Origin of the sequence: Thermosinus carboxydivorans Nor1 (assembly GCF_000169155.1) — a bacterium.
Taxonomy (GTDB): domain Bacteria; phylum Bacillota; class Negativicutes; order Sporomusales; family Thermosinaceae; genus Thermosinus; species Thermosinus carboxydivorans.
The window spans coordinates 50,899-68,322 of the sequence record NZ_AAWL01000004.1 but is presented as its reverse complement, the minus strand read 5'-3'; the positions used below and the strand labels follow the sequence as shown (position 1 = coordinate 68,322).

The following is a 17,424-nucleotide window of genomic DNA, read 5'->3' as shown; positions in this document are numbered from 1 at the left end:
AAGACAGCCTATGACCTACCAACAAGCTCTGGAATATTTGGCAACGCTGAATAAATTCGGTATTAATCTCGGGCTGGCCCGGATAAAGCGGCTGCTTGACCTGATGGGCCATCCTGAGCGCCGCTACCGTACGGTGCATGTTACCGGCACCAACGGCAAAGGCTCGACTACGGCGATGCTGGCCGCAATCTTGCAGGCGAGCGGGATAAAAACCGGGATGTATACCTCTCCCCATCTGGTCGACTATACGGAGCGGATGGTGGTGGACGGCCGCCCGGCCGCTCCTGCCGCCTTCGCAGCCGCGATTGATTATACCCGCCGGTTTATTGAACAGATGACGGCAGAGGGGTGGGAGCATCCTACCGAGTTTGAAGTCCTGACGGCGGCGGCCTTTCATTATTTTGCCGAGGCGAAAGTGGAGTACGCGGTCATTGAGGTCGGTCTTGGCGGACTCTTGGACTCGACCAATGTCATTAGCCCCGAAGCAGCGGTTATTACTAATGTCGCCTTAGAACATACCGACCGCTGCGGCGCCACGGTCAGGGAAATTGCCCGGCACAAGGCCGGCATTATCAAGGCGGGTGTGCCGGTGATCACTGCCGCCGAAGGCGAGGCCCTGGCCGTAATCCGCGAGGCGGCTGCGGCCTGTGGCAGTATGCTGTATGTGCGGGGACGGGACTTTGTCGGCGAGTATCTGGGACGGTACGACTATGGCCAAAGGGTTGCCGTGCATACCGCGCAAACTGGCAGACTTGGGCCTTTTTCCCTTACCTTGCTGGGACGGCACCAGGTGGAAAATTGTGCTATCGCCGTCATGACGGCCCTGGTTCTTGCAGAACGGGGTGCGCCCATTACGCCGGACGCGCTTGCCGCCGGATTGGCCGCGGCGCGCTGGCCAGGGCGGTTTGAAGTTTTTCCCGGGGAGCCTGTCATTGTGGTGGACGGCGCCCATAATCCTCACGGCGCCCGGGCGCTAAGGGTTGCGCTTGACGAGGTTTTTGGCGGACGGCCCATCACTTTTCTGCTAGGGATACTGCGTGATAAAGACATTACCGGTATAGTGCGCGCCCTGGTACGGCCACAAGACATGGTAGTGGCCGCGGCGCCGTTGTCCGAACGGGCCGCGGCCCCGGGCGAGATTGCCCGGGAAATAGGCGGCTCCGTGGAAGAAGCGCCAAGTATTGCGGCAGGGCTGGCGCAGGCCCGCCGGTTGGCCGGTGCCGATGGCGTGGTTTGTGCGGCCGGCTCGCTTTATCTCATCGGCGCGGTGCGGCAGATACTTCTGACCATAGACAAATAAAGCGCCTTTGGATATAATAAAGCTGGTGAAAAATTGTGCATATATCCTACCGGACAACTCAGACTCAGTATATATTGGACTACCTCATCGAACACTGCATTATTGCGGTGGCCTTTTTTTTGCCGTTGTCCCTGACGGCTTCGTCGGTATTTCTCGGCGGCGGAGCGCTGTTATGGGCTGGCAAAATGGCGCTGGCGCGGCGTCTGGCGCTCAGGCCCACTCCACTGGACGGACCAATTGCCCTCTTGGTGGCGCTGTCGGCCGCGTCCGTCCTCGTCTCGCCGGACCGCTCGTTTAGTTTTTATAATTATTATCACTTGATGGGGCGGTATATCATCATCTATTATCTGGTCGTCAACAATGTCCACTCCCTGGAGCAGTTGAAACGCATTGTATGGGCGGTGCTGGTCTCGGCCGCCGTTGTTACGGCCTATGGCTTTTATCAATACATATACGGGATAGATATTTCCGCCTTTGAATGGGTGGATGGCGAGCAGTTTCCCGACTTAAAAGTGCGCGTCTTTTCCACGCTGCAAAATCCTAATCTCCTGGCCGGCTTTTTGGTCATGATCATGGCGCTGGCGGCGGGTCTGGCGCTGCGCGGCGCTCATTCCGTTCCGCGGCGGCTGGCATTTGCTATTTTCATTGGCCTTTTGGGCGTTTGCCTGGTGCTTACTTATTCCCGCGGCGCATGGCTTAGCGTGTTGGCGGTGATTGGCGTCTACGGCATGCTGCATAACCGGCGTATTTTCTGGCTATTGCTCTTAATTCCGGCTGCCGTGCTGCCGGCGCACGACGCGGTCCTGGAACGGCTGCTTTCGATTATTAATCCGACCGATACGTCATCCACCCTGCGTATCGCCCTCTGGGAAAGCACCGTGGCTATGATTATGGACCGGCCGCTGTTAGGAATCGGCTGGGGGGCATATTGGCTGGTATATCCGGAATATGACTTTTTTGTCCAGGATGCGGGAACGAAAATTTTTCATGCCCATAATCTTTATCTGCAGATAGCCGCGGAAATCGGCATTCCCGGTTTTGTAGCCTTTCTTACTGTAATGGCCGGGCACGCGCGGCTGGCGGTCCGCTTGATCGGCAATGCCGGCGACCAATGGGCCTCCGCCCTCATGCTGGGAGTAGTGGCCGCGTTAGTAGGACTGGCTGTCAACGGCTTGACCGACCACATTTTGTTTAACATCCAGCTGTCAATGCTGTTTTGGCTGCTTAACGCCATGGTGGTAGTGGTGTGGCACAACGCTTATATGCGGGCTTAAGTGCAATTTCGTTCACATTTTGTGTGCAATTTCCTGCAGATTTGTCTCAAGCCCAGCAGGGATTTTTCATGTTGGCTGCGAATATTATTATATCGAATATTAATATCGAGGACACCACAGGGCCTAGCGCCCTTAATTTTTTCTGCACAATTGTGTGAAATTTCGAACATAGTTTGAAACGGCGGTAGGAGGCTGTAAAGATGAAATTGGCCCAAGTCCGGGAAATACTGCAGGCCGAGGTGATTTGTGGCGAAAACTCGCTGGAAACGGAAGCGATCTGCGCTTGCGGCGCTGACCTGATGAGCGACGTATTGGCCTTTACCAAAGAAAAAACGCTGCTGTTAACCGGTTTGACCAATATTCAGGTTATCCGGACGGCTGAGGTGAGCGATTTGGTTGGCATCGTGTTTGTCCGCGGCAAGCGGCCGGGCGATGACGTGGTCCGGCTAGCCCAAGCGAAAGGGATTCCGCTCCTTGTCTGCAGCCTTCCCATGTATGAGGCTTGCGGGCTATTATACATTAGCGGCCTGGCTGGCTGCTCCCAGCGGTGATGGGCCGTGAATGCCGATGGGGCCATTGTTTTGGAGTTTCCGCTGACCGGGGGGAATTTTGAAGGCGCCGGGGAAGCTTCCAGCAAAGTCAAACGCGTACTCCAGCAGTTGGGCATCCGGCCTGATATCGTGCGCCGGATCGCTATCGGTGCCTATGAAGCGGAAATGAATGTTATTATTCATGCGTGGCGTGGCGTGCTGCGCGCTTGTATTTACGCAGGTCGTACTGAACTGACTATCGAAGACGAAGGACCGGGGATTGCTGATATCGAGCAGGCCATGCAGGAGGGGTTTTCGACCGCGCCGGATCACATCCGTGAACTAGGGTTTGGTGCGGGCATGGGACTGCCAAATATGTATAAATGCTCCGATGAATTTACGATCCAGTCGGAAGTTAATGTAGGAACGAAAATCCGAATGGTAATCCGCCATTCATGACTGTGTGGTGGGGAAAATGGCAGAGTATTTTCACTCGGTACGGCTTATTGCCAATCGCTGCCAGGGCTGTGTCAACTGCATCAAGCGTTGTCCCACGGAAGCTATTCGCATCCGGGGCGGCAAGGCGCAGATTACCGAGGCGCGCTGCATCGACTGCGGCGAATGCATCCGGCGCTGCCCCAACCATGCCAAAACGGCCGTGACTGATTGCCTCGCTGATTTGAAAAAATACAAATACAATGTTGCCCTGCCGGCGCCGTCGCTTTACGCCCAGTTCGGGCTGGAGGTCCCTATCGAGGCCATTTTATGCGGGCTAATAAATATGGGTTTTGACGAGGTCTTTGAGGTGGCGCAGGGTGCGGAAATAGTTTCCTTGGCTGTCCGGCGCTATCTGCAGCGTCGCGACATTAAGCGGCCGGCCATTTCTTCCGCTTGCCCGGCGGTCGTGCGGCTCATTCAGGTGAAATATCCCGAACTCATTGATCACCTCGTCCCTATCGACGCGCCGGTAGAAGTAGCCGCCCGGGTGGTGCGGACGCAGCGCGGCCCCGAATTAGGGCTGGCGCCGGAAGAAATCGGCACCTGGTTTATTACGCCTTGCCCGGCCAAGATGACAGCCGTCCGGCAGCCGCTGGGGACGGAAAAATCGAATATTAGTGGCGCACTGGCCATTGCGCAGGTTTACAGCTTTCTCCTTAAAACGCTGCCGACCAATCCTGCCGCGGATAAGTGCGGTCGCCGCGCATCCTGGCTTGGCATTGGCTGGGCCGTAGCTGGCGGCGAAACGGTGGCGGCCAGAGTGGACAATGCGCTTGTTGTCCATGAAATTCACAATGTCAGCGACGTCCTGGATCAGGTAGCTCTTGGCAAACTTGCGGGGGTGGACTATATCGAAGGGCTGGCTTGCGCCGGCGGCTGCATTGGCGGGCCGCTCACCGTGGAAAACCGCTTTGTGGCTGAACACCGCATGAAACAGCGGCTCAAAATTATGCGGCAAGAGGATGGTAAAAACGGCAAGCAGCCTCGCCAGTCTTTTGATGAAGCTGAGCTGGGCGGCGCCGAACGGCGGGCGATTGAACCCCGGCCCATTCTGCGGCTTGATGAGGACATTTTTAAGGCTATGTACAAAGTGGAAGTCATGGAAACCATGCTGAAAAAGCTGCCCGGCCTTGACTGCGGTTCCTGCGGTTCGCCAAACTGCAAGGCTTTGGCCGAAGACATCGCCCAGGGCACGGCCAGTGAAACGGATTGCGTATTTAAACTGCGGGAACGGGTGCGCGATTTGGCGCGGGAAATGGTAGACCTGGCGGAAAAGCTGCCGCCATCACTGGATAAAGAAAATGAGGAGTAGAAGTATGACCGTTAAGGAATTGGTAAGCATTTTGGAAGCGGAGGTATTAGCCGGGGCAGATTGCCTGACCGGCGCCGTTACCGGTGGTTATGTGTCCGACTTGCTAAGCAATGTCATGGCCCAGGCGCCGGCCGGCGCGGTGTGGGTTACGATGCAGGCCCATCATAATGTCGTGGCCGTCGCCTCCCTGACCGGCCTGGCGGCCGTGGTCATTGCCGGCGGCGTCCGGCCTGATGCCGCGACGATAAAAAGAGCCGCGGCCGAGAGAGTTGTCCTTCTTGCCACTGCCCTTCCGGCATTTGAAGCGGTAGGCCGGCTGTATACTCAGGGTGTGCGGGGCTTGTGATGCGCCGGTATGTTGCTGACCTTCATGTTCATACCGTGTTATCACCTTGTGCCGCCGTGGAAATGACGCCGCGCAACATTATCCGCCACGCTGCTGATGCCGGCATTGATATTGTGGCCGTTACCGACCATAATGCCGGCGACAATGTGCCGGCCGCGTTGGCCGCGGCGGTGGGCACGGGCGTGACGGTGCTGCCCGGCATGGAAGTGGAAACGCGGGAAGAAGTTCATCTCGTTGTCCTATTCGACCGGCTGACGGCGTTTCGACAGTGGCAGCGTCTGGTTGAAGCCAATTTGCCGCCGCTTGTCAACGATGAAGCCCGGCTTGGCGCGCAGTTTGTCGTTGACGCCGAAGATAACCTGCTGGAAGTAAAACAACGGATGTTGTTGACTTCGCTGAAAATGGGGATAGCCGAAGTGGTAACGGCGGCTAACGCTCTTGGTGGACTGTGCATCGCCGCGCACATTGACCGCCCGGCTTATAGCATCTTGTCCCAGCTTGGATTTGTGCCGGACGATTTACCGCTTGCGGCCGTGGAAGTATCAAGCCGGGTAACCCTGCAAGAGGCGCGGACGCGGTTTCCCCAGGCGGGAAACCTGCCTTTTGTCACCGCTTCCGATGCCCATACCATCGATGATTTCCTTTGCGGCGCCAAAACGATTTTCCTAATCGCGCAACCTACTCTGGCAGAAATCCGACAGGCTTTATATGGGCAAAACCTGCGAAAGGTGGTGATGGTATAGCCGCGGGGCTATTTTACGTTAATATGTTAATAAATTCACAAAGGAGGCTCTCTTAATGACTGGCAACAAGGAACACAATTGCTGCTGCTCAGGCGGCCAATCTACGGCGCTGGCCCAACTTGACGAAATTCTGGCCAAGTACCAGGGAGTCAAGGGCGCTCTTATCCCGGTTTTACAGGAAGCGCAAAACGCCTATGGTTATTTGTCCAAAGAAGTAATTGAATACATCGCTGAGAAACTCGACATTCCTGTGAGCCAAATTTACGGCGTTGTCACCTTCTATGCCCAGTTCCACCTTAACCCGCGGGGCCGTAACATTATTCGCGTCTGCCAAGGTACGGCGTGCCATGTGCGCGGCGCCAAAGCCATTTTGAAAGCGCTTGAGGACAACCTCAAGATCACTGCCGGCGGCACGACGGCCGACCTCAAGTTTACGCTGGAAACGGTGGCCTGCATAGGCGCCTGTGGTCTTGCTCCGGTCATGATGATCAACGATGATACCCACGGTCGCCTGACGCCGGAAGTTATTCCGTCCATCCTGGCTAAATACGAGTAAAGATGCGTGAATTGTCCCTGCATATTCTCGATTTGGTACAAAACTCGATTGAGGCGGGGGCTGGCGTAGTCGAAGTAACAATTAACGAAGACAAGCAGCAGGATCTTTTGGTGCTGCGGGTAAGCGACAACGGGCGGGGTATGGACGAAATGACGTGCCGGCAGGCAACCGACCCGTTTGTAACCAGCAGAACAACCCGTCGGATCGGGTTGGGACTGCCGCTATTGGAAATGACGGCCCAGCGCACAGGCGGTTATCTAAAAATTGATTCACAGCCAGGCCGGGGAACGGTGGTAGAGGCGGTGTATGGCCGCAGTCATTGGGACCGGCCGCCCCTTGGCGATCTGGCTGGCGCGTTGCTTGCGATTATCGTCGCCAACCCGGATTTGGACTTTTCTTACCGTCATAAAGTGGGTGAACGCGAGTTTACCCTGGCGACGCGGGAACTTAAAGCCGCATTGGACGGAGTGCCGCTGAGCCACCCGGAAGTGCTTGTCTGGTTAAAGGAATATCTGCGGGAAGGGATAGTTAATTTATACGGAGGTGTGACAGATGAAAACCATTGAGGATCTGAAACGGTTGCGTGAACAGGTTCAGGCCCAGACCAAACTGAGACACGGGGCCGGTACGCAAATAATTGTCGGCATGGGGACGTGCGGTATCGCCGCCGGCGCGCGCGAAGTCATGGCCGCCATTCTTGACGAGATTGCCAAGCGCAAGCTTCAGGATGTAACCGTCCGCCAGACGGGCTGCATCGGCATGTGCGAAAAGGAAGTGCTGGTCGACGTAATCCGTCCCGGCGAACCCCGCATCACCTACGGCAAGGTCAAAGTGGCCGACGTGCCCAAGATCATTGCCGAGCATGTGGTCAACGGGCGCATTGTGGAAGAAATGGTTGTGGGCAAACTTGACGCATAACTAGGACCAGCAGTGAATGGGAGGGAAAAAAATGGAACACATTAGAGCGCATGTTCTTATTTGCGCCGGTACGGGCTGTGTTTCTTCCGGCTCGAAGAAAGTGGAAGCGGCTTTGCGCGCTGAGTTGGCCAGAACAGGCCTGGACAAAGAAGTGAAAGTTGTTGAAACAGGCTGTCATGGCTTCTGTGAAATGGGGCCGATTGTCATTGTCTATCCGGAAGGCGTTTTTTACTGCCGCGTGCAAGAGAGCGACGTACCGGAACTGGTGGAAAGCCATTTGTACAAAGGCCGGGTCGTCGAGCGGCTTTTGTATCGCGAGCCGGTTTCGCACGAAAAAATTCCCCATTACGATGAAATCGGTTTTTATAAAAAACAAATGCGGCTGGTGCTGGCTAACTGCGGTCACATCAATCCCGAGTCGATTGAAGAATATATTGCGGTCGGCGGCTATGACGCCTTAGCCAAAGCGTTGACGGAAATGACGCCCGAGCAAGTGGTGGCCGAAGTGAAAAAATCGGGACTCCGCGGCCGGGGCGGCGGCGGTTTCCCCACCGGGCTGAAGTGGGAGTTTACCCGGAATGCCAAAGGCGACAAGAAATATGTGGTCTGCAATGCCGACGAAGGCGACCCTGGCGCCTTCATGGACCGCAGCGTTCTCGAGGGCGATCCGCATCGTGTTATTGAGGGTATGGCCATTTGCGGCTACGCTATTGGCGCCGATGAGGGCTATGTCTATGTGCGCGCGGAATATCCGCTGGCGATAAAACGGCTCAAGTTGGCCATCAAGCAGGCCGAGGACATGGGCCTCTTAGGCGACAATATTCTCGGCACCGGTTTTAATTTCCACCTAAAAATCAAAGAAGGCGCCGGCGCGTTTGTCTGTGGCGAAGAAACGGCGCTTCTTGCCTCGATTGAAGGCAAGCGCGGCATGCCGCGTCCGCGGCCGCCCTTCCCGGCCATTTCCGGCCTATGGGGCAAGCCTACGAATATCAACAATGTCGAGACTTTTGCCAATGTGCCGCAAATCATTACCCGCGGCGCCGACTGGTATGCCAGCATCGGCACCGAGCGCAGCAAAGGGACCAAGGTCTTCGCGCTTACCGGCCGGATTAACAATACCGGTCTGGCGGAAGTTCCCATGGGCATTACCATGCGGGAAATCATCTATGACATCGGCGGTGGCATCCCTGGCGGCCGGAAGTTTAAGGCCGTCCAAATCGGCGGGCCGTCTGGCGGCTGTCTGCCGGAAGAACTGCTCGATCTGCCCATTGACTATGACTCGCTCACCCAGGCGGGCGCGATGATGGGCTCGGGTGGCCTCGTCGTCATGGATGAAACGACGTGCATGGTCGATGTCGCTAAATTCTTCCTCAACTTTACTCAGTCGGAATCGTGCGGCAAGTGCACTCCCTGCCGTGAGGGCACCAAGCGTATGCTGGAAATTCTGACCCGGATTACGGAGGGCAAAGGGCGTCCGGATGATATTGCCCTGCTGGAGGACCTGGCCAAAAACATTAAGGCTACGGCGCTGTGCGGACTGGGGCAGACGGCTCCTAACCCGGTGCTCAGCACGCTGCGCTATTTCCGCCATGAATATGAGGCCCATATTAATGACAAGCGCTGTCCGGCCGGAGTCTGCGCCAAGTTGTCCGGCTATCAGATCACTGAGCTGTGCAAAGGCTGCGGTCTGTGCAAGAAAGCATGTCCGGTTGAGGCGATCAGCGGCGAAATCAAAGGGCGGCACAGCATCAACCAAGCGAAATGCATCAAGTGCGGCGCCTGCATGGCCAAGTGCCCTTTTAAGGCCATTATCAAGGGCTAAGATAGGAGCGTGAAACAATGGAAATGGTTAATATAACAATCGACGGCCAAAAGGTACAAGTGCCAAAAAACGCGACCGTTCTGGAAGCGGCCCGGTCCTGCGGCGTTAAAATTCCCAGCCTGTGTTACCATCCTGAACTGAGACCGGAGGGCGCCTGCCGCGTCTGCATGGTCGAAGTGGAAGGAGCGCGCACCCTGGTCGCGTCCTGCGTTTATCCCGTAAGCGAAGGCATGGTGGTGCGGACGAATACCCCGGCGGTACGCCAAGCGCGTAAGCTGGTCGTGGAGCTACTGTTGGCGAACCATCCGCAAGACTGCCTTTCCTGCCAGCGGAACCTCAACTGCGAACTCCAGACCATTGCCGCCGACCTGGGTATTCGCAAAATCCGGTTTGACGGCGAAAAGAAAAGTTATCCTCTTGATGCTGATAACCCCTCCCTTGTGCGCGACCCGTCCAAGTGCATTTTGTGCGGCCGGTGCATCCGGGCGTGCAGCGAGCGCCAGGGCGTTCATGTCTACAGCTTTGTAAACCGCGGGTTTAATACCACCGTAGCGCCGGCGTTCAATCAAGGGCTCCATCAAGTTGCATGCACTTACTGCGGACAATGTGCCAGTGTCTGTCCGACGGGCGCCATTGTGGAAAAAGACGATACCGCCGCTGTTTGGCAGGCGCTCAGTGACCCGGCTAAACATGTCGTTGTCCAGACTGCACCGGCCGTGCGGGTCGCCTTGGGCGAGGCGCTGGGCATGGGCACCGGCAGCATTGTTACCGGCAAAATGGTGGCCGCTCTGCGCCGGCTCGGCTTTGACAAAGTTTTTGACACCGACTTCACGGCTGACCTGACCATCATGGAAGAAGGTTCGGAGTTTCTTGACCGGCTGGCCAAGGGCGGAAAGTTGCCGATGATTACTTCGTGCAGTCCCGGTTGGGTAAACTTTATTGAGTTAATGTACCCTGACCTCTTAGATCACCTTTCCACCGCCAAATCGCCGCAGCAGATGTTTGGCGCTCTCGCCAAAACGTACTATGCGGAGAGGGTAGGGATTGACCCCAAAGACATCGTATCGGTGTCCATCATGCCCTGCACCGCGAAAAAGGCCGAGGCCGTACGGCCGGAGATGCGCGCCAGCGGGTATCAGGATGTTGACTATGTTCTTACTACCCGGGAACTGGCTCGCATGATCCGTGAGGCGGGCATTGACTTTGCCGGTTTGCCGGAAGAAGAATATGATGCGCCCCTCGGTATTTCGACCGGCGCCGGTGTTATCTTCGGTGCAACCGGCGGCGTTATGGAGGCGGCGCTGCGGACCGTGGCCGAACTTGTTACCGGTAAAGAACTGGAGTGCATCGATTTCCACAACGTCCGCGGCCTTACCGGTATTAAGGAAGCCGAAGTACCGGTTGGCGACATGACTGTTAAGGTGGCGGTAGCCCATACCCTAGCTAATGCCCGGATGCTGCTCGACCAAATCCGGCGGGGTGAAGCCGACTATCATTTCATTGAAATTATGGCCTGTCCCGGCGGTTGTATCGGTGGCGGCGGCCAGCCTATCCCGACCTGTGCCGAGGTTCGCCAGCAGCGCATTAAGTCCATTTACGAGTGCGACAGCTGTTCGCAGTTTAGAAAATCCCATGAAAATCCGGCCATTAAAGAACTCTATGAGACATGGCTGGGAACACCGCTGGGCGAAAAATCGCACCGCCTGCTTCATACCCACTACCATCCGCAAAAGCGCGGCTAAAGGTTGACAAAGAAGGCGACCAGCTGGTCGCCTTCTTTGTCATAACCGTTATTTATTAGAAGTTCAGAAAATACAATAATCTATATCTGTGCTTTTTTGAACAAAGTAGCAGGATTTTCTTCTCCTAAGTCCGAATATGTAGTGGAACATTATTGGGGGGAGGACCGCTTTTTGAAAGGGCATATCGTCATCTCCAAAGCCACGATTGATCGCTTGCCGCTCTATTTTCGCACACTCCGCCAAGCGCAGGAGGAGGGAGTGGAAATCATCTCCTCGGAAGAACTTGGCCGGCGAATTGGCGTAACACCCGAACAAATCCGCAAGGATTTGGCTTCGTTCGGCGAGTTCGGGAAAAAAGGCGTGGGCTACTATGTGCGCGAGCTTATCCGTCACATCGGTGAAATCTTGGGACTCCACCGCAACTGGAATATTGCTATCGTCGGGGTAGGTCACCTCGGCTGGGCGCTGGCCAATTACCGCAACTTCGCTTCCCTCGGCTTTAATTTGGTCGCCATTTTTGACATAGATCCGGCGAAGGTCGGACAGAAAGTCAATGACGTTCAGGTATATCATCTGCAAGCGCTGGAGACGGTGGTTAAAGAAAAAGGCGTTCAGATCGGCGTTATCACCGTACCCGCTGAGCAGGCCCAGGACGTGGCCAACCGGCTTGTTGCCGCTGGGGTGCGGGGGATTTGGAATTTTGCGCCCATCAAAGTTAACGTGCCCCCGTCGGTCCGCATTGTCAGCGAGGATTTGTCAGTAGGGCTTAGCAGTTTGTCCTACTATTTGTCCCGACAACTTTGCGATAAGTAAAAAAAATGTTAAATTTTCTGCGGGTATTAGCAGGAATTTATCGAGGTATTATGGAATATTATGTATGGTTAATAGCTGAAGTTTCTTTCTGCAATGGCGAGTGCCTTTATACACTTGTACGGACAGGATGGCCAGGTTGCCAAACTGAAAGTACACGCAAAAACCAGGTTCTTACGACCTTTGGCCGAGGCTTAGGGAGGCCATAGGGCAAGTATGAACACCAAGGTTTGTTTTGCAATTTTGCAAAATAAACAATGGTGTTTTTTTGTGTCAAAACGCCGGCGTATATATTTTCTATTTTCTCGCTGATAATAAATGTAACATTGCAAAATAGGCAGCATGAAAACAGCGTAAGGAAAAAAGCGACACCGTGTGTTTTAGCAATGCTGCTAAAGGGTTTTCCCAGTAGCATGGAATTATAGATTATTTGTTGAGGAGGAGAGTGCATGATTGACATTCGTGACCGCGTCCGCAACAGTGCGCTGCATGCCAAGATTGTCAGCGCCGAGGAAGCGGCCGCCATTATCAAGCCGGGCATGAACATCGGCACCAGCGGTTTTACCCCCGCCGGTTATCCGAAAGCTGTGCCCCTGGCGCTGGCGGAAAGAATGAAAAAGGAAAAATTCCAGGTTAACCTGTGGACCGGCGCTTCGGTCGGCAAGGAATTGGATGGCGCCCTGGCTGAGGCCAATGGCATTGCCAAACGACTGCCTTATCAGACCAATGAAGCTATCCGGAAAATGATTAATAATGGCTCCATCCAATACACTGACTTGCATCTCAGCCATGTAGCCCAGATGGCGCGTTACGGTTTCTTGGGCGGCAAGGTTGATGTAGCCATTGTCGAGGCTTGCGCCATCACCGAAGAAGGCCATATTATTCCTACGACATCGCTGGGCAATTCGGCTTCCTTTGTGCAGGACGCCGACATTGTTATTGTTGAAGTAAACGTTACGCAACCTCTTGAACTGGAAGGCATGCATGACGTATACATTCCGAAAGATCCGCCCAACCGCGAACCTATTCCCATCATGAAAGCGGATGACCGGATCGGCACTCCCTATATTCCCTGCGGCGTCGATAAAATAACCTACATAGTTCCTTGCGACCTGCCGGATGCCGTTCGTCCGCTGGCGGCCATCGACGATGACGCCCGGGCCATGAGCGGCCATCTTATTGAGTTTTTGAATAACGAGATTAAGCACGGACGGCTGCCGAAAAATCTGCTGCCACTGCAGTCAGGCGTAGGCTCGGTTGCCAACGCCGTAATCTCCGGTCTTGTCGATTCGCCGTTTGAAAACCTTTCCGTGTATACCGAGGTCATTCAGGACGGCATGTTCGACCTTATTGACGCCGGCAAGCTTACGTTTGCTTCCGGTACGTCGCTGACGCCTTCACCGGAAGGTCTCAAGCGCTTCTACGCCAATATTGCCGAATACCGCAAAAAAATCCTGCTTCGCCCGCAGGAAATTTCCAATAACCCGGAAGTTGCCCGCCGGATCGGTGTTATTGCCATGAACACTGCTATCGAGTTCGACATCTTTGGGCATGTCAACTCCACCCATATCATGGGAACCAAGATGATGAACGGGATTGGCGGTTCCGGCGATTTCGCCCGCAACGGTTATCTGACCTTTTTCTTCACCAGTTCGGTGGCCAAAGGCGGCGCAATCTCTTCCATTGTGCCGATGTGCTCCCATATCGACCACACTGAACACGATGTTGACGTCTTCATTACCGAACGTGGTGTAGCCGATGTGCGGGGCTTAAGCCCGAAAGAGCGGGCCCGGGTCATCATCAATAACTGCGCTCACCCAGACTATCAACCCATGCTGCTTGATTACCTCGAAAGAGCGGAAAAAGCCACTGGCTTGGCCCATACTCCGCATTTGCTGGAGGAAGCTCTTTCTTGGCATATCCGGTTTATGCAAACCGGTACAATGAAAAAGTAACTGCAAAGGAGGACTTGTGAATGGCTAACGAATCTTTGAAAGCCAAACTGGAAGCGTATACTGCCAGAGTGCAAAAAGCGCTTGCCAAATTCCCCGAGCGTAAAAATCTGCCGGAACAACGCATTTACACTCCGCTCGACCTTGAGGGATTTGATTATGAAAGAGATCTCGGGTTCCCGGGCGAGTACCCCTTTACCCGCGGCGTCCAACCCACCATGTACCGCGGCCGTTTCTGGACCATGCGCCAGTATGCCGGCTTTGCGACTGCCGAAGAGTCCAACAAACGGTACAAATTCCTCCTCGAGAATGGACAAACCGGTTTGTCGGTAGCTTTCGACCTGCCGACCCAAATCGGTTATGACTCCGACCATCCGATGTCGGAAGGCGAAGTCGGTAAAGTAGGCGTGGCCATCGACTCGCTTGCTGATATGGAAATCCTCTTCGACGGCATTCCGCTCGACAAAGTTTCCACGTCCATGACCATCAACGCACCGGCTTCCGTACTGCTGGCCATGTATATCGCGGTTGCGGAAAAGCAGGGCGTAACGCCGGATAAACTCAACGGCACCATCCAAAACGACATTCTGAAAGAATACGCCGCCCGCGGCACCTATATTTTCCCGCCCAAGCCCTCGATGCGGCTGATCACCAACATCTTCGAATATTGCTCCAAGCATGTGCCCAACTGGAATACCATCTCCATTTCCGGTTATCATATTCGCGAAGCCGGTTCGACTGCCGCGCAGGAAATCGCCTTCACGCTGGCCGACGGCATTGCCTACGTCGATGCCGCAGTCAAAGCCGGCCTGAACGTCGACGACTTTGCCGGCCGTCTGTCCTTCTTCTTCAACGCCCACAACAACGTGCTGGAAGAAGTGGCCAAGTTCCGCGCCGCTCGCCGCATGTGGGCCAAAATCATGCGCGAGCGCTTCAAAGCGCAAAATCCGAAATCCTGGATGCTCCGCTTCCATACGCAAACTGCCGGTTCCATGCTCACCGCCCAGCAGCCTGACAACAATATCGTCCGCGTTGCCCTGCAAACGGTGGCGGCGGTACTCGGCGGCACCCAGTCGCTCCATACCAACTCCAAAGACGAAGCGCTGGCTCTGCCTACCGAAGACTCGGTACGCATCGCTCTGCGCACTCAGCAGATCGTTGCTTACGAAAGCGGCTTAGCCGACGTAATCGACCCGCTGGCCGGTTCTTACTATATCGAAGCAATGACCAACAAGCTTGAAAACGAAGCTTGGGAGTACATTAAGAAGATCGACGAACTGGGCGGCGCCGTGGTTGCCATCGAAAAAGGCTACATTCAGAAAGAGATTCAGGACAGCGCCTATAAATGGCAAATGGAAGTCGAAACCAAACAGCGCATTATCGTTGGCGTCAACCAGTTCCAAATCGAAGAAAAGCCGGTCGAAGGCCTGCTGCGCGTCGATGCTTCCGTTGGCGAACTGCAGAAGAAGAAGCTGGCTGACCTGCGGGCCAAACGCGACAACGCCGCAGTACAAGAAAAACTGGCTGCCCTGGAAAAAGCCTGCCAGGACGAAAATGTTAACCTTATGCCTTACATTCTCGATGCCGTTAAAGTTTACGCTACTCTCGGCGAAATCTGCGGCGTAATGCGCAAAGTATTCGGTGAATACGAAGCGCATGTCAACCTGTAAGCGAAGAGTTAGGAGGGACAACGATGGAAAAACGGATTAGAGTATTAGTAGCTAAGCCGGGTCTGGACGGTCATGACCGCGGCGCCAAAGTCGTAGCCCGCGCTCTCCGCGACGCCGGCTTTGAGGTGATCTATACAGGACTGCGGCAAACTCCGGAGCAGATTGCCGAAGCGGCTCTGCAGGAAGACGTCAATGTCGTGGCGATGAGCTTACTTTCCGGCGCGCATAACACACTGTTCCCGAAAGTGGTAAACCTGTTGAAAGAAAAGGGAATGAACGACGTTTTGGTAATCGGCGGCGGCGTTATTCCCGATGCCGACATTCCCGGCCTGAAAGCTGCCGGCGTCAAAGAAGTATTTACGCCTGGCACGCCCACTTCGGTCATTATCGACTTCATTAAACAAAATGTTAAGTAACCATTGATAAATATGGCGTTTATGCAGCTCCCCGTTTGGGGAGCAGCATAAACCCATAGGGTGGTGCATGTTGTTGAAAATTGCGGAAGAAGTGCTTGCCGGTTCGCGATTGGCGCTCGCCCGGGCAATTACCGCGGTGGAGAACGAATATGACGACGCCGTTAAAATTATGCAGGAACTTTACCCCCATACCGGCAAGGCTTATGTCATTGGTATCACCGGTCCTCCAGGCGCCGGCAAAAGCACGCTGACCGACAAGCTGGCCAAAGAATACCGCCGCCAGGGTAAAACAGTTGGCATCGTCGCGGTGGATCCTACCAGTCCTTTTTCCGGCGGCGCCATTTTGGGCGACCGTATCCGGATGAATGAACTGACGCTGGACGAAGGCGTCTTTATTCGCAGTATGGGTACTCGGGGCAGCTTGGGCGGCTTGTCGCGCAAGACGGCCGAGGTAGTAAAAATTCTGGATGCTTCCGGCAAGGACATTATCTTTATTGAAACGGTCGGCGTCGGCCAGTCGGAAGTGGACATCGTCAAAGCGGCTGATACGACGCTGGTGGTATTGGTTCCCGGCCTCGGCGATGACATTCAGGCCATTAAGGCCGGCATATTGGAGATTGGCGACATTTTTGCCATCAACAAGGCTGATCGTGAGGGCGTGGACCGCCTGAACATTGAACTGGAAATGATGCTTGATCTTAACTCCGAAGCCGTCGACTGGCGGCCGCCTATTAAACGCACCGTCGCCAGCCAAAACACCGGCATCAGCGAACTGGTTGCCGCGATTGAAGACCATCGGCGCTATTTGGAGCAATCGGGTCAGCTGGTAAAACGCCGCACCGAACGGACGAAGAATGAAATTGTCGCCATGCTTGATGAACAAATCGGCCGTTATATTATGAATAAAGTGCTTACCGGCGACGAATTTGCCCGCCTGGTGGCCAGCGTGCAAAGCCGCGAGCAGGATCCGTACAGTGTGGTAAGCGGCATTCTCAGCGCCGTTTTGCGCTAGGTAATGATTGCCCGCGGTAGTAAAAAATTTTTAAACAAAAGGATTTTTTTGCGTGTTAGTATAATTATCCAATGTTCCCATATGTCGAATTTTGCTAAGCAAAGGAGGTTTATCCATGTTTAAAGTCCTGAAGGTTGACCACATCGGTATTGCCGTGAAAGACCTTGAACAAGCCAAGAAATTTTACACGGAAGTACTCGGCATGGAAGCAATGGGCGAGGAAGTAGTGGCTGAGCAGAAAGTGAAGGTCTGCTTCATTCCCTGCGGCGACAGCGAGGTCGAACTCTTAGAGTCCACTTCGCCGGACGGCCCGATTGCCAAGTTTATTGAAAAGAACGGCGAAGGCATTCAGCATATCGCGCTGCGCGTCGACAACATCGAAAACGCCTTGGCTGACCTCAAAGCCAAAGGTGTGCGCCTAATCGACGAGAAGCCGCGTTATGGCGCAGGTGGCGCCAGCATCGCCTTCTTGCATCCGAAAGCTACCGGTGGTGTCTTGCTCGAACTGTCCGAGCGCAAGTAA

General features: G+C 54.8%; 18 protein-coding genes. All 18 read left to right on the top strand.

The window, feature by feature from the left end:
• The first annotated feature begins 10 nt into the window (after positions 1-10).
• The 18 genes from TCARDRAFT_RS04385 to mce all read left to right on the top strand — a co-directional run bounded on the left by TCARDRAFT_RS04385 (position 11) and on the right by mce (position 17,424).
• The gene (locus tag TCARDRAFT_RS04385) at positions 11-1,300 is read left to right on the top strand and encodes a bifunctional folylpolyglutamate synthase/dihydrofolate synthase (protein WP_007288810.1); all 1,290 of its coding nucleotides are present in this window, start codon (positions 11-13) and stop codon (positions 1,298-1,300) included.
• Positions 1,301-1,335: 35 nt separating this feature from the next.
• Positions 1,336-2,574 (top strand): O-antigen ligase family protein, encoded by a 1,239-nt coding sequence (locus TCARDRAFT_RS04380; protein WP_007288809.1) that lies wholly within the window; start codon positions 1,336-1,338, stop codon positions 2,572-2,574.
• A 200-nt stretch (positions 2,575-2,774) separates the two neighbouring features.
• A complete protein-coding gene (locus TCARDRAFT_RS04375; protein WP_007288808.1) occupies positions 2,775-3,125 on the top strand; it encodes a DRTGG domain-containing protein in 351 nt (116 codons plus the stop codon).
• A 6-nt stretch (positions 3,126-3,131) separates the two neighbouring features.
• On the top strand, positions 3,132-3,563 hold the full coding sequence (locus tag TCARDRAFT_RS04370; RefSeq protein WP_007288807.1) for an ATP-binding protein: 432 nt from the start codon (positions 3,132-3,134) through the stop codon (positions 3,561-3,563).
• A gap of 16 nt (positions 3,564-3,579) precedes the next feature.
• Positions 3,580-4,914 carry a [Fe-Fe] hydrogenase large subunit C-terminal domain-containing protein gene (locus TCARDRAFT_RS04365; protein ID WP_007288806.1) on the top strand — a complete coding sequence of 445 codons (1,335 nt, stop codon included), beginning with the start codon at positions 3,580-3,582 and terminating at the stop codon, positions 4,912-4,914.
• 4 nt (positions 4,915-4,918) lie between these two features.
• Positions 4,919-5,260: a DRTGG domain-containing protein gene (locus tag TCARDRAFT_RS04360; protein ID WP_007288805.1), complete on the top strand. Its 342-nt coding sequence runs from the start codon at positions 4,919-4,921 to the stop codon at positions 5,258-5,260.
• A complete protein-coding gene (locus tag TCARDRAFT_RS04355; protein ID WP_007288804.1) occupies positions 5,260-6,003 on the top strand; it encodes a PHP domain-containing protein in 744 nt (247 codons plus the stop codon). The genes TCARDRAFT_RS04360 and TCARDRAFT_RS04355 overlap by 1 nt, the downstream gene beginning before the upstream one ends.
• Positions 6,004-6,058: 55 nt before the next feature.
• Positions 6,059-6,559, top strand: a complete 501-nt coding sequence (nuoE, locus tag TCARDRAFT_RS04350) for an NADH-quinone oxidoreductase subunit NuoE (RefSeq protein WP_007288803.1) — start codon at positions 6,059-6,061, stop codon at positions 6,557-6,559.
• 2 nt (positions 6,560-6,561) lie between these two features.
• Positions 6,562-7,125, top strand: coding sequence for an ATP-binding protein (locus TCARDRAFT_RS04345; protein WP_007288802.1), 564 nt, complete (start codon positions 6,562-6,564; stop codon positions 7,123-7,125).
• Positions 7,112-7,477: a (2Fe-2S) ferredoxin domain-containing protein gene (locus TCARDRAFT_RS04340; RefSeq protein WP_007288801.1), complete on the top strand. Its 366-nt coding sequence runs from the start codon at positions 7,112-7,114 to the stop codon at positions 7,475-7,477. The genes TCARDRAFT_RS04345 and TCARDRAFT_RS04340 overlap by 14 nt, the downstream gene beginning before the upstream one ends.
• Positions 7,478-7,508: 31 nt before the next feature.
• Entirely contained in the window at positions 7,509-9,299 is a 1,791-nt protein-coding gene (gene nuoF, locus TCARDRAFT_RS04335) for an NADH-quinone oxidoreductase subunit NuoF (RefSeq protein ID WP_007288800.1), read from the top strand.
• A 17-nt stretch (positions 9,300-9,316) separates the two neighbouring features.
• Positions 9,317-11,041, top strand: coding sequence for an NADH-dependent [FeFe] hydrogenase, group A6 (locus tag TCARDRAFT_RS04330; RefSeq protein WP_007288799.1), 1,725 nt, complete (start codon positions 9,317-9,319; stop codon positions 11,039-11,041).
• Positions 11,042-11,212: 171 nt separating this feature from the next.
• Positions 11,213-11,854: a redox-sensing transcriptional repressor Rex gene (locus tag TCARDRAFT_RS04325; protein ID WP_007288798.1), complete on the top strand. Its 642-nt coding sequence runs from the start codon at positions 11,213-11,215 to the stop codon at positions 11,852-11,854.
• Positions 11,855-12,300: 446 nt separating this feature from the next.
• A complete protein-coding gene (locus tag TCARDRAFT_RS04320) occupies positions 12,301-13,806 on the top strand; it encodes an acetyl-CoA hydrolase/transferase family protein (protein ID WP_007288797.1) in 1,506 nt (501 codons plus the stop codon).
• Positions 13,807-13,826: 20 nt separating this feature from the next.
• On the top strand, positions 13,827-15,473 hold the full coding sequence (locus TCARDRAFT_RS04315; RefSeq protein ID WP_007288796.1) for an acyl-CoA mutase large subunit family protein: 1,647 nt from the start codon (positions 13,827-13,829) through the stop codon (positions 15,471-15,473).
• A gap of 23 nt (positions 15,474-15,496) precedes the next feature.
• Positions 15,497-15,889 carry a cobalamin B12-binding domain-containing protein gene (locus TCARDRAFT_RS04310; RefSeq protein ID WP_007288795.1) on the top strand — a complete coding sequence of 131 codons (393 nt, stop codon included), beginning with the start codon at positions 15,497-15,499 and terminating at the stop codon, positions 15,887-15,889.
• A 73-nt stretch (positions 15,890-15,962) separates the two neighbouring features.
• On the top strand, positions 15,963-16,901 hold the full coding sequence (meaB, locus tag TCARDRAFT_RS04305; RefSeq protein WP_040683063.1) for a methylmalonyl Co-A mutase-associated GTPase MeaB: 939 nt from the start codon (positions 15,963-15,965) through the stop codon (positions 16,899-16,901).
• A gap of 115 nt (positions 16,902-17,016) precedes the next feature.
• Complete coding sequence (gene mce / locus TCARDRAFT_RS04300) at positions 17,017-17,424, top strand: methylmalonyl-CoA epimerase (protein ID WP_007288793.1); 408 nt, start codon at positions 17,017-17,019, stop codon at positions 17,422-17,424.